At 51.1% G+C, this 12,795-nt stretch carries 7 protein-coding genes and 2 pseudogenes; 4 read left to right on the top strand and 5 right to left on the bottom strand.

Annotated features, from left to right (window positions below):
- Positions 1-10: 10 nt before the first annotated feature.
- On the bottom strand, positions 11-1,114 hold the full coding sequence (locus R0137_RS06425; protein WP_407329439.1) for a hypothetical protein: 1,104 nt from the start codon (positions 1,112-1,114) through the stop codon (positions 11-13).
- A gap of 265 nt (positions 1,115-1,379) precedes the next feature.
- Here R0137_RS06425 and R0137_RS06420 point away from each other — a divergent pair, with 265 nt between their 5' ends.
- On the top strand, positions 1,380-1,718 hold the full coding sequence (locus R0137_RS06420) for an antitoxin Xre/MbcA/ParS toxin-binding domain-containing protein (RefSeq protein ID WP_407329438.1): 339 nt from the start codon (positions 1,380-1,382) through the stop codon (positions 1,716-1,718).
- A 409-nt stretch (positions 1,719-2,127) separates the two neighbouring features.
- Here the strand turns inward: R0137_RS06420 and R0137_RS06415 are convergent, their stop codons facing one another.
- The gene (locus R0137_RS06415) at positions 2,128-3,138 is read right to left on the bottom strand and encodes a right-handed parallel beta-helix repeat-containing protein (RefSeq protein ID WP_407329436.1); all 1,011 of its coding nucleotides are present in this window, start codon (positions 3,136-3,138) and stop codon (positions 2,128-2,130) included.
- A 669-nt stretch (positions 3,139-3,807) separates the two neighbouring features.
- On the opposite strand from R0137_RS06415, the gene R0137_RS06410 reads away from it, so the two are divergent.
- From R0137_RS06410 to R0137_RS06400, 3 genes are all read left to right on the top strand, one after another.
- Positions 3,808-4,647 (top strand): class I SAM-dependent methyltransferase, encoded by an 840-nt coding sequence (locus R0137_RS06410; RefSeq protein ID WP_407329434.1) that lies wholly within the window; start codon positions 3,808-3,810, stop codon positions 4,645-4,647.
- A 1,001-nt stretch (positions 4,648-5,648) separates the two neighbouring features.
- A protein-coding gene (locus tag R0137_RS06405; protein WP_407329432.1) for an IS3 family transposase occupies positions 5,649-6,808 on the top strand; the annotation gives its coding sequence in 2 pieces (ribosomal slippage) (positions 5,649-5,901 and positions 5,901-6,808; 1,161 coding nt in all).
- Between the two features lie 1,108 nt (positions 6,809-7,916).
- The gene (locus R0137_RS06400; protein WP_407329430.1) at positions 7,917-9,074 is read left to right on the top strand and encodes a hypothetical protein; all 1,158 of its coding nucleotides are present in this window, start codon (positions 7,917-7,919) and stop codon (positions 9,072-9,074) included.
- Between the two features lie 195 nt (positions 9,075-9,269).
- Here the strand turns inward: R0137_RS06400 and R0137_RS06395 are convergent.
- The 3 genes and pseudogenes from R0137_RS06395 to R0137_RS06385 all read right to left on the bottom strand — a co-directional run bounded on the left by R0137_RS06395 (position 9,270) and on the right by R0137_RS06385 (position 12,312).
- Positions 9,270-9,626 (bottom strand): annotated as a pseudogene (locus tag R0137_RS06395) (DDE-type integrase/transposase/recombinase).
- A gap of 833 nt (positions 9,627-10,459) precedes the next feature.
- Positions 10,460-11,005, bottom strand: a complete 546-nt coding sequence (locus R0137_RS06390) for a GNAT family N-acetyltransferase (RefSeq protein ID WP_407329428.1) — start codon at positions 11,003-11,005, stop codon at positions 10,460-10,462.
- A gap of 600 nt (positions 11,006-11,605) precedes the next feature.
- A pseudogene (locus tag R0137_RS06385) lies at positions 11,606-12,312 on the bottom strand (IS6 family transposase).
- Between the last annotated feature and the right edge of the window lie 483 nt (positions 12,313-12,795).

Genomic DNA, 12,795 nt, shown 5'->3' with positions numbered 1-12,795 from the left:
GCGCGTGCATCTAACGATGCGATTCTCGAAGAGCCGTTGCCTCGCCCTTTGTCCGAATAGCTTCCAGATAGGAATGGAACCCCTCCGGCGTCGAAAGCATAAGAACGTCAAACGCGGGGCTGTACTCCACTCCTGTGGCCACGCGCTCCTTACGCTCTATCAGAGCTTTCGCTTTCAGGAAAGCGACGGTATCGGTATCACCAAGGCCCTCGTAGACAACGCGCTCAACCGCCCGGCCTATAGCGAAGCCGAATTCTGTTCTTCCTTGACTAGCCAGCAAGCGACCGTAGCGAATACACGTAGCTCCCCATTCGTCAGTGAGGCTTGCAGCCGCACGACACATTTCTAAAACGTGTCCATAGGACGGCAGCGGTGCGCGTGACATTGAGGTCACAGCCCTCGTTGGAAATTCGTCATTAGTAGTCGCAGCCAGACTCCGCTCGATAGCCCCTATGTAATCTGTCCAATACATGTTGGACTCTGATGCAGCGGAGGCGCGCTTTAATGCCTCGAGCGCCACATCAGTTCTGCCCGAGGAAAACTCATTAGCCGCAACCATGGCCCATGCTTCGCTATTATCACTATCAACGTCCACTAAGCGCTGACCCCATTCTCGTAGTGGACACTCGAGAGCAGGTGTCACGTCTAAGCAGACTTGCACTGCACCACATGACAGCATCGGCTCCCAGGGATTGATCGACAGCGCTCTTTCGATCAATTGAAGCTTTTCGCTCGAATCACTTTCGAAATGTGCCGCTATATGTAAATGCTCCGATGTTGACGAGGCCGAGAGTACCTCTACAAACGCTGCGGTGTCGGCCGCCATCTTTGCCGACGCCTGCTCAGACGAAAGTTGCGTACCGAAAAGACTCTCCGTCAATTCTTCGCAGCTGATCTCGGGGTCAGCACCTGGGCTCGCGGGCACCGTCACATCTGAATCCGCGACATCAGTCGAAAGTGAGCTCTTACTGAGACTATCGTCCAAATCAGAAACAGAATCCGGTAGTTCCTGCTCAGCCCCTTTCCTCACTAGCACCAACACAACCAACAGCGTCACCGCGCCGACAAGCAGAGCGAGGCCGATGTAACGATGGCGATTTAGAAGTGGCGTCATCGAATGAGGTGAGTGACTAATAAAAACATCAAGGCTGATCTTACGACGTTCGCTAACGCACGTGCAGCAACTACCTTATGAGACTTGAAGTGCACGCAACGTGCGTCACGGTAGCTGATTGAGAAAAGCACGCCGGATTCGCCTCTCAGGTCTGCAAGATCGCTATCACCTCGTTCTTAGGTAAGGCCTCGTCGCCGCAGCAGCTACAGACATACTGTAACCTTGTGGTTCCATGTGCCGTCACCGAGGAAGGCAGGCCATCACTATGACACGAGACTCTCCTTACTTTGACGAGCTGTTTAGCCGCATCGCCTCGGATGACAGCGGCAAGGCGGTAGACGCTCTGTTCGCGTCCTCCGGAGAGGACTTAGCAGCGACTTATCACGCGGGCGACACCGAAGCCGGCCACAGCGGTGATGTGCGTTCGTTTGTGCGGGAGCTATCGCGCTTCTTTGATGGCGACGAAGAGCTCACTGCCGAATGGTTAAATAGCCCTCTTCCGGCTCTTTCTGGGACATATCCAAAAAATCTGTTGAGCTCAGAACAAGGCCGATTTCAGGTTCTTCGCGTCTTGGGTACAATGCGCTTTGGTGATCCTGCCTAAACAATGCAGAAGAGATCAGAACCTTGGCTCCAGACCGCGACGTTAGATGACAGAGAGCGAAAAGTGATTGGCCCGAGCGGAATAGCGATCGCGCCATGAGCAACATGAAGTACGTCAGGCGCACATAGCCTTCCTCCTCACCATGCTTTCGAGTCAGGATATCTCCTGCGACCTCGTCACTTAGACAATGGAGCGTGAGCGGCTTGAGTTTTTCTCTGTATTTTCAATTCAGCACCGCTTTAATGTAGGGGTTCGGTTACGCACAATGTTACGTGCCTACACTTGCCGCACAACATTCAAAATAGTAAGGGGCGATTGTTGGTCGCGCAAAGGCTGATGCATCCAGCCTTTGCGCTAAACCTGTGCCAATCCTCGAAGGACGATGTGTGCTTTCTCTCTGCTGTGTAGCCTATGGCCAGCTGCATTGGATGGGGCTAGGTGTTGAGGTGTTGCCTGCACCAACCGTGATTAGAGAGCTGTTAGCGTAGTCAATGTTGATACCTGCGCAAGTAGCTAAACCACCGGTGTTGTTGCCGACCATCGAGTTGTTAGTTAACAGTATGTTCGTTGGGTCAGTGCCGGGAGCTCCACCAGGTGCTATATGGTCATCTATAACCATTGCCCCAAAAGCAAAACGGTCGATTCGGTTACCCGAAACAATTCCATTTGAAGAACCGTTTACCATGTCGATTCCGAACTCGGATCCGTCTTCAACTCGATTATTAGTAATAGAAAAGTCATCGCAATCGTTTAAATAGATCGCGCCGCTACCCGGCCTGGTGGAGTAAACATTTTTAACCGTGTAGTCCGATGAGCTGATACATGCGATGGCGTGATCTCCGCCCGGACCATTAGCCGCTCCAATGACTCGAACTCCATCGATTGTGACGTCTGAAGAGTCCTGAGTCCAAATAGCCTGCCGTAAAGCCGGTACCAGTCCAATTCTCTGAATGGCTCCCGCCTCAATATCCACATTACTACTAAGATTTATTCCTATCCCGATCCCGCCAAAGTCTTCTATTTGTACTCCAGCTATCGTAATGTTGCTGGCGTTGTATACTAAGACCCCATAGGCATCTACACCGCTACCACGAAGTCGCAGATTGAGAAGCGTAGAATTCGTAACGTTGTTACTGAATCGAACTCCTCTAGTCGAGCTCCCCGTATATTCGATGATGACATTTGAGTTAAGTCCCAGTCCTCTCAATCGACGATTTTTCGGTATGGAAATCGTTTGTGCTGAGTAATAGGTGCCAGCTGGCAAGCAAACGTCCTTAAACGTTGAGGGGCTTCCCGTGTTTAGTTCGTTGTGGATGTCGGATCCCGTACTGCCGGTGGCCATAGTGACTGTGCACGCGTTAGAAAAACTCGCGAATAGGTACGTGGACGCTGCGATAGCTAAGATTTTCGATAAATTCATCTTTTCGGTTCCCTGCTTAAAAGCTTCTGTTCGCAAAAGGAATACAACCGGAGCGTGAAGGGGAGTTCGAAAGGTTTGTAACTCTCATAATCTCGCTTTCGCTTCGGCAGAACCTCATCTGCGATGATCGCCCGGATTGGCGTTCAAAAAGAGTGGCAGAAAAAATGGAAATCGCTATGAAACTTCACCGATTTGTACGAATACGAAATATTTCGAACAGTTTCAGCAAGAGATTGTGCTGAAAGGTTTGCCGCTAGTGTCGGTTGCTGGAGGAGGAGTATCAGAGCCCCTGCCGAGTCTTTCTCGTGCATGCGCCTAACACTTAGCCTACTGGCTTTGTAGACTCTTTCCCGTGTCTATTGAGGTCTCGGCTATTGGGTGGCAATAACTTCTGAGATTGCGCGTACCCGCAACGGTAATGAGTCAATGACCGTAGCTGTTTGAGGTTTGAATTGAACAACCTGTCGGAGGTGCTGCGGTTGTGTTTTACTTCAAGCCTGCTCACTTCACTTCTTGCTGGATCTTTGGTTTAGAGCAGTAATTAGGTCGCGATCATTTGCTCGGAATACGATTGAGGCTTTAGCGTTGTGGCAGAGAGAGACGGGTCGCACTACGATGATTGTGTACTCGCCAGAATGACGGCATTTGTAAAATATGGAAAACCAACCCATGCAGCTTTTCGGATTAGTTAAGAAGAACGCTCAGTTATCGCGACTCAGGGACGCTTGCCAAACATTGTCATCACAGGAGTGGGAGGAGCTTTACTTGTCTCACGCTCGCGGTGAGCGACACGATATAGTTCCTTTCCCGGACGCCTCAACCCAGGAGCTAACGAACAACCTGAACGGTGAGAAAACAGCGATCAGTGCAATACAAATACTTAATTGTATGATGCGCAGCGTGGGCGAGATCCGAGAGCCCGTCCGCGGTATGCGTGTTCTCGATTACGGTTGCGGCTGGGGACGTATGACTAGACTTTTACCTTTCTACTTTGATCCTCAAGCAATTGTGGGGGTAGACGTCGATGAACATTTGATAAGAAGTGCAAAGACGCTAGTACCGTGCATAAAGCATTCGCGCATCAAGAACCTCCAAGCACTACCGTTCAAGGACGGTTCGTTCGATCTCGTGTTAGCAAATTCGGTTTTTAGTCATCTATCAGAACTGGCGTGTAAGTATGCTTTTGCACAGATCAGCCGAGTGCTGTCGCCCGGTGGAACATTCGTCTTTTCAGCTCTTGGGCGTCCGCAGCTCGATAAGTTTTATTCGAACAAACTGCAACGCTCTTGGATCGAAAACATTTTAGGATCCCGTGAAGATGCGATCACTACACTAAATCAACAGTCCTTTGTTTGGGGCGCTACGAATCGGTGGGATCAATATGGAATAGCGATCGCCGAACCATTGTGGCTAAGACAACGCTTAGATGAAGTAGGCATAGAATATGTTTCTGTCGACCGCAGTGAAGATGCTGGAACGCACAACTACATTACTGGCCTGAAGCGCTAGGATCACTAAGTACAGCTTAAATGCTCGCAAAACATCATCGCTCGTTTCGCACACGAGTGACCTTGTTAAAGAATGCCGTTAGCCAACGGTGATTTCTCAGCTCTCTAAACCTGTGATGGTCTTGGCTTTTAATCTTAGCGAGTATTTGCAGCGAGCTTTTTTGCAAAAGGAAGTCTCCTGTTAAAAGTACGCTTCGGCGGGTGATATGAGGGCGTTGTCTAACGTTCCCCTTGCTTGGTTAGGTGGATAGAGCGACCATGACAGCTCGACCCTCTAACCGCGCATAAACTCGTAAATAAAAAGCCAACCTTTGGTTTGAAAGGGATACCCCAAAAATTCCTTCTTAAGTTAAGTCGTTCGATCGAGTAACAACGCTATTGCCACGTAGGCAAGGCTGCGAGTTAGCTACGCTAGCTGGACTTTTTGTTTTCTGTGTCGCTGGTCGCGAGCGCGGAGACAATTTCGCAAACACCGGGAGGGATAAAGAACTTCAATTTACAGCTCGTCGCTTCCACAAGGGGATACACAGCGAACGCTCCTCTACGAGCAAGTTTCAACTTGATTCGTTAGAGGCCATTAGAAACCCCGCTTAAACGAAAGGTCAGCAATTTGCATTGCAGGGAAGCTGAATCCGCCACGCTATTAGTTAGACAGCGAAGCGAGCCCGGTATCGGCAAGTTAACTTTTTGAGACACCCTTAATTTGGCTTTGATTCTCAATCAACGGCCCTTCCCCACTGCACAAACGAACTAACCCTCAAATCCCTGTAATGCTGAGCCCTGATTAGGTGCCTTCCCATATTGAACAAATTGGACACCGCAGCATGGGCGGAGCTTTGTTTTCTAAAAGTGGAGAGAGCGTTAATGAAAATTGCGTCGGAGTATCACAGGCTCGCAATTCAATCAGAGAACCAAGGTGCCCAGCGCGCCTTCACTGTAGTGGTTAACTAATTTCGGACACTTTCTTAGGTGGTAATCTGCCACCGATTGAGGAGTGTTCATATGCGAGCAAGAAGAACATTTACCGCCGAGTTCAAACGCGAAGCCGTCAGCCTGGTCTTAGATCAAGGTTTCAAAGTCTCTGATGTCTGCGGTCAATTTGATCTTGGCGAAAACATGCTGAGACGCTGGATTAGGCAAGTAAAGTTTGAGCGTGATGGCGGTGTGCCTGAGGCTGGGGCAATGACCGAAGAGCAGCGTGAAATTCAGGCGCTCAAGAAACGGGTTCATCAACTTGAGCGGGAGAAAACGATTTTAAAAAAGGCTACCGCGCTCTTGGTGTCCGACGAGATCGATCCTACTCGTTAGTTGATCAACTGAGAGCGCATGAATGCGTTGCAAGGATTTGCAGTGCGTTGGATATCTGCCGTTCAAGTTACTACGCTCACCGGCAGCGCAGGCGACGTCCAAACGCGCAGCGTGTGCTGCTTAGGACCAAGGTAACGGAATTATTTAACGCCTCCAGAGGTTCGGCAGGCAGTCGTACCTTTCAGGGTCAGATGCATGACCATGGGTACCGCGTTGGACGCTTCAAAGTACGACGTTTGATGGCTGAGGCCAATCTGGTATCGCGTCAGCCGGGCGCGCATCGCTACAAACGGACGGGTCAGGCACGAGTGGATATCCCTAACAAACTGGATCACAAGTTCGATGTCGCTGAAGCTAATCATGTGTGGTGTGGCGACATCTCTTACGTTTGGGCAGGTGATCGTTGGCACTACCTGGCGGTCGTCATGGACCTCCACACCCGACGGGTTGTTGGATCGGCGATAGCCACAAAGCCAAACGCGGATCTCGTCATCGCGGCATTGGAGAACGCCCTAATGGAACGAGGCAATCGCAGAGGGCTGATGTTCCATTCCGATCAGGGCAGTCAATATGCCTCTCGAAAATTCCGTCGATTCCTGTGGCGTCATAGGATTGATCAAAGCATGAGTCGGCGTGGAAATTGTTGGGATAATGCGCCCATGGAGAGATTGTTCCGCAGCCTCAAAACAGAGTGGCTGCCACCGCTGGGATATCGCAGCTTGGAAGCTGCTCAGCGCGACATCACCGATTACTTCATGAGGTATTACAACTGGCACAGACCGCATTCGGCCAATGAAGGGGTACCGCCCGCGAGAGCGGAAAAACAACTTAACTTACTGTCCGGAATTTGTTGACCACTACACACAGCCAACAACGGAATTCCGCCTGAGAGGGCTGAGAGGGCTGAGAGGGCTGAGAGGGCTGAGAGGGCTGAGAGGGCTGAGAGGCAAATTAATTTATTGTCTGGAATCTGTTGACCACTACAGACGGCTTAAATGGCCCTTAAGTTGTCCTTCTGATTCTTTCTAACTTTAGATGTGCTTTAAGCTTACTGTTAAATCAATGAACTGGGAGGCCCTGGCAGATGAACTTGCGCGACGATCATTGTAAGCCAATGATTTATACAGGTTAATCATACAGCTCATAAAACTAGGGGGCGTTAGATGGCAACCTAAACCATTGATTTTACGAGATACTTACCCCTCCGAAACTAGCAGCGACTTTCGCGTATTCGAGCGGGACAACTGCTGCCTGTTAAAACGCTATGTACTTAAGCGACTGCTGACGGTAAGGTAAGTTGTCCTTGATTATCTTTAACCCAACGATTGAACGGCATCCGTCAAGGTGCAAAGGGCCGACGATTATCTATGTCTATTTGTAAAAACTGCGACTACCCTATTGGGCTCCTTCAAAAATTAAGGGTGGTTAGTGTCAGCTCCTCTAAGTGCGAGAATTGCGGCTTTATACTCGAGGTGCCTCGTTCTTCATACTTTCGAGTGATTATTCCCTTTGCCGTGATAGCAGGTTTGTTATCCACACGCGACTACCCCAGCTTGATCGCTGTCCCGAGTCTAGTATTGTGTTCGGTCGCTGTTGCCGTATTCGTATTACCAATAAGCGCGATTGCTCCCACAAGGAGCTGAACCTGCGCATATCCAACACCATCGTCGATTTGAACATAGAGATACGCAAAAACAGAGCGCATGCTTCGAGAAAAGCTCCAAGACGTTCGAGGGGCGTGGCAGAAAACTGAAGAGGGGATGGCAGATTCCCTAGAGCACAATTACAAGAGCGAATGCTACGGCACCCTGTTGCTCTCACACGGGTTAAGAGGTCAATACGTGAGGTGATACTGGTAACTACGGACGATCTTCCGCGGTGGTTATCGGGCATATTCGAGAAAATCCGTGGCAGCCGTGATCCATCGGAATTCTGAAATTTGCCGTTACCCTCAGCGTTAGTATGAAGTTACGATTTCTCAAGCTGCTCTTGTCCTACCTTACTGCAGCGCTCCTTCTCGCAGTGATCACGGTGGGTCTAATCAATACCTACTTGGGCGTGGACAGCCCCGTTCGTCAGGTGGTAGATCGAATTGTATCCCTGATGCCCCCGTTACCATCATTTTTGGGGCGCTTGTGGGACGAAGGTCTTACCGATCCGGTCGATGAGGGAATAATCCGAGCCACTCAGAATTCCGTCGTCAGTGCTGGCCAAGGGTCCTGGCATCAGCCAGTCGATGACATGAACACCCTTTGCGGCGCACCCGATGTATCAACGGTCCCGGTCTGGTCGGCGCGCACGGCCTACACCTGGGTAAACGAAGATGGTGTTCGTAGTTTCAGCGATGCAGCACCCTCCGAGCTCACGGCTCAGGCGCTAGCTATGGATGAGGGTAACCGCGATTTTGAGACACAAGTCATCTGGGACGGCGTGAGGCCTAATCGTGCGCTTGAGGGGCGGTTGCGCGCTGGGGCTCTTCGCATTAACGAGCAATGGGGAGAATGGGTGGGCCGTGATGCGCTTGTGCGCAGCCAGGTCTCCCTGCGCATTACCAGTGATCGAAAACGCTTTCTCCGCGACTGGGGCGGTGATGCCAACGGCACCACCCCATCAGGTTTTTACAGTCTTGCCCGCAACGAGGCTATTGTGTTTTACGATTCGCGCAAGATGAGCGAGGCGCGGTTAGTCGAAGTGGTGTTTCACGAGGTTGCTCACCTCATAACGACTTGGCAGGTCGGTACGCTGCCTCCTTGGTACGGAGAAGGTCTGGCTGAGTATTTTGAATCCATGCAAGTGCAATGGCAGTCCGCCGAGTTTAGAACGCGCGGTCAGTGGATTAATCGCGCCAAGCGCACAGGAATCATCCCACTGCAACGACTCCTCACACTTGACGCTGGGAGTTGGTTCTCGGGCGATATCCAGTCGCGCTACTTAACCGCTGGCGCCCTTGTCGCTTTCATGATGACAACGGATAGAGGTCGTGAAGAATTAGCGGCACTAGCTCTACAGGCCGGAAAAACACGTTGTTCGCCGCGAAGCGCTAAACAGCACTGGTCTCCGGCCGGCTACCCCGGCGGAGTGCGGGGTCTGGAGAAGGAGCTGCGACGCTGGCTGTCCTAGGTCCAGCTAATGTTCTGTGTGAGAAAAAACCTGGGTGGGGTTGCTGTTAAAGGAAAGACCTAAAACGGAAGCAATACCCGGTAAGCCCACTCGACGGTTCTGACAACTTAAGTTCTGCGGCCGCCGATAACCCCATCAGCACCCTCAGGCTACCGCCCTACCCCATTCTCCGAACGCAGCTGCCCTCAAGTTCCGTTAATGATCAGCCCTGATCAGGTGCCTCCCTAGATTGAATAGATTACTGACAGCAGCATGGGCTGTCGCGAATCGCTGAGCTTGCTTCATTGATTTGAACTTCCGCATGCCACGCTCCCTCACCCTCGTCGCCTCGTGGGACTGCTCGGCCCGATTATTCTGATAACGATCTGTGATATGGATTACCTCAGGGATAACTTCTCGATGGGCAACCGGATAACTACGTAGCTTATCTGTCACGATGTTCCTGGGCTCACCTCTACAGCTCCGCAGTAAGCGCTCGAAGAAACGCTTGACAGCGGCACCATCGCGCTTTGCCTAGAGATACACATCCACCACCTCACCATCTTGATCCACTACTCGCCACAGGTAGTGCGGCCTACCGTTGATCTTTCTGAAAACTTCATCAAAGAAAAAAGTATGGCCATAACGCCCGTGTTTACGCTTCAATCGGCGGGCATAAATGGCGCCGAACTTGATGCAGAGCCTGCCCCATGAGCGCGGCGAATGCTTTGGGTACCACAGGCGTATAGATTCGCGGGTGACGGTGATGCCTCGTTCTGACAGGAGGTCTTCGATGTCACGATGGCTAAGGTTAAAGCGGTGGTACAGCCAAACCGCCTAGCTGATGATGTCAGGCGGGAATCGGTGGCGTTTGTAGGTATTCATCGGCAGATTCTACCAATCTGGGCCAGTTAATTTGGCGATACCCTTGTGAGGTTCGAAGACATGATCGAGGAGCCTTTAGGGTTTGCTCAAATCGCTATCGCAGCATTGGGCTCTGAACCAACAGACCATCAAGTTGCATTAGAACAATGGCTAATAGGGTGCAGGACACAAACAATGAGAAGTTAATAGAAGCTCAAACATCTCGCAACCATTCTCGACCAGATCACTCCGTACGCGTTGGGCGATGGCGGGAGAATTTATCAGTGAGGATGTGAGAACCGCGTCAGCGATGGTTGCTGAAGCGAATGCGCGCTTCGGATACGAGCTCGGCTAATCAAGCCTCAAGTAAAAGCAACTTCAGCTTTGGGCACATCTATGTCGCATTAGTGGGAAGGTCACAATGTCAGCACTCTACATAGCCCAGCGCGAGTACCTCCCTGACACGCCCGCGCTCGGCCAATGCAGCTAGCGGCCTTGGTTAGGCCCATTTCCAGCCAAGTATCCACCGCTTCCTAAACAGCTCAGCGACTCATCCAATCTTCACGAAGTAAGCCGTAGAAAACAATGTCCTCATATTTCCCCCACTTGATTGCGTCTTGGCGAGCCATACCTTCCAGACGCATTCCGATCTTCTCCATGATCCGGCCAGATGCGGGGTTCCGAGCGAAGTGACGAGCGTGAATCCTATTGAGTCGTAGATCCTCAAAGCCAAAGCACAGGGCGGCGTTGGCTGCTTCCGTTGCATAGCCCAGATTCCAGTGCGGCCTACCTATCCAATATCCAAGCTCACCCTTGTTGAGATCCCGATCAATCCTAAGACTAACTGCGCCCATTAGAGTGTCATCGTGGCTTCGCACAACTGCGAACGTCGCGACTCTACCTTCGTTGTAACCCTGACCGTGACTCGTGATCCAGCTCTCCGCGAGACCGACTTCGTAAGGGTGAGGAACGTTCATCGTTGTATCGGCAATCGCTCGCTCACCAGCAAGCTCGCGAACTACCGAAGCGTCACGCACGTAAAACGGTCGTAGTGTCAGGCGGTCGATGTTGATCGTTGGTTGTGACATGGAGCTGCTGTTTTAGAAAGGGGTACCTAGTATAGTACCTAGAGTATAAGTTTGATCTCGCAAACGTCTGCTATGGGCACCTCTTTGCCCCCTAGCGTAAACCTCCGAGCGGCAGCTTTCCGAATAGCCGACACATCACGATGTCCTTGATTGCATCTGGATTCAGCCAGGCACGGTCACCCGGTCTCGTTAAGTTGTACATCGAGCGACACCGCGATAACTCGCCATGCTGGATTGTGCCGCCATGTGTATTCCAGGCCAGTTGCGGCGAACCGTACGTCTTCAAAACAGAGTCCAGATGCTGTCTCGGTGCTGGCAAAGTTAGGTTTCTGACTTGAGAAGAAGCTAGTCTCTTACCTCAAGCAACCACCCTACCCCACTCATTAAACGCACTGACCCTAAGGCTCTGGTAATGCTCAGCCCCAACTACTTGCCTGCCTAGATTGAATACGTTGTTAACCGCGGCATGAGCGCCTAGGAATCGCTGAGCCTGCTTAGCCGACTTGAATTTACGCATCCCTCGCTCTCACGCCCTCGTCGCCTCGTGAGACGGTTCTGACAAATTAACTGCCCCAAGCCAGTGAAATCTAGCCACCGATCTCAAGCAACTGCCCTACTCCATTCAGCGAACGCACTGATCCTGAGATTTCGATAGTGCTCAGCCCTCACCAGATGCCGCCCAAGATTGAATAAATTTGCAACCGTAGCATGAGCACCCAGAAATCTCTGAGCCTGTCTTAACGATTTGAACTTCCTCATGCCTCGTTCCCGCACCCTAGTTGTTTCGTGAGATTGCTCTACCCGATTATTCTCATACGGTTCAGTGCTATGAATTACATTCGGCATCAGATCCCGGTGAGCCACTCGATAGCTTCGCAACTTATCGGTCACAATCTTCCTGGGCTCACCTCTACAGCTCCGCAGTAAGCGCCTGAAGAAACGCTTGGCAGCAGCACCATCGCGCTTTGCCTGGAGATACACATCCACCACCTCACTATCTTGATCCACTGCTCGCCACAGGTAGTGCCGCTTACCGTTGATCTTTACGAAAACTTCATCGATAAAGAAAGTATCGCCGTAACCCCTGTGTTTACGCTTCAATCGGCGGGTATAAGTGGCGCCGAACCTGATACACCAGAGGCGGATCGACTCCCGAGTAACGATAATGCCTCGTTCAGCGAGGAGGTCTTCGATATCCCGATGGCTCAGATTGAATCTGTAGTAGAGCCAGAGAGTCTGCCCCGCTTTATGGGTACTGCGTAGCTGATGATTTCGCGAGGGAAGCGGTGGCGTTTATAGGTATTCATCAAGCTAGCTTACCAAGCCCTGCCGGTTAACTTGGCGGTACCAAGGAAACACCAGCGAGGTCGAAAAACGAAAAGCGTTGACTCGCTACAAAGAATGCGCGTCGGTATATGGGTTTCCCCAATCAACGATACGAGCAAAATTGCTGCGCTAAAGACTCATGGGAAAAAGATGCACGTCACACCTAAAAAAACAGTCTTCGAGAAAAAGACGCTACAAATTCTGTGGGTCTGAATCTGCATATTTCTCACATTGAGGCGGATGAGGTTTTGACGGACTTTGAGGGCGAAGTGACGAGTTCTTGATCGCACTTGTTTTTTTTGGACGACAACTCGCTAAAGGAAGTTTCACGGATTTAGCTACCGGTTTGTGTGGTTGTGACCCTGTCAATATTTCTGTGTAACTGCCATGGGTTAAACGTAGTCCGCTAAGCGGTCTTCGAATTCAATCATAAAGCGATTCGGTGCTAGCTTCCTATTCCTGAT

It is taken from the genome of Congregibacter brevis, from assembly GCF_045689245.1.
Lineage (GTDB): Bacteria > Pseudomonadota > Gammaproteobacteria > Pseudomonadales > Halieaceae > Congregibacter > Congregibacter brevis.
The sequence above is the reverse complement of the archived record's forward strand: the minus strand, read 5'-3'. Positions and strand labels throughout refer to the sequence as shown.

Excerpts from the sequence above, each read along its gene's own strand:
- R0137_RS06400 (WP_407329430.1), top strand. The coding sequence starts at position 7,917 with ATGAAGTTACGATTTCTCAAGCTGCTCTTGTCCTACCTTACTGCAGCG.
- R0137_RS06415 (WP_407329436.1), bottom strand. The coding sequence starts at position 3,138 with ATGAATTTATCGAAAATCTTAGCTATCGCAGCGTCCACGTACCTATTC.
- R0137_RS06410 (WP_407329434.1), top strand. The coding sequence starts at position 3,808 with ATGCAGCTTTTCGGATTAGTTAAGAAGAACGCTCAGTTATCGCGACTC.
- R0137_RS06425 (WP_407329439.1), bottom strand. The coding sequence starts at position 1,114 with ATGACGCCACTTCTAAATCGCCATCGTTACATCGGCCTCGCTCTGCTT.
- R0137_RS06390 (WP_407329428.1), bottom strand. The coding sequence starts at position 11,005 with ATGTCACAACCAACGATCAACATCGACCGCCTGACACTACGACCGTTT.
- R0137_RS06420 (WP_407329438.1), top strand. The coding sequence starts at position 1,380 with ATGACACGAGACTCTCCTTACTTTGACGAGCTGTTTAGCCGCATCGCC.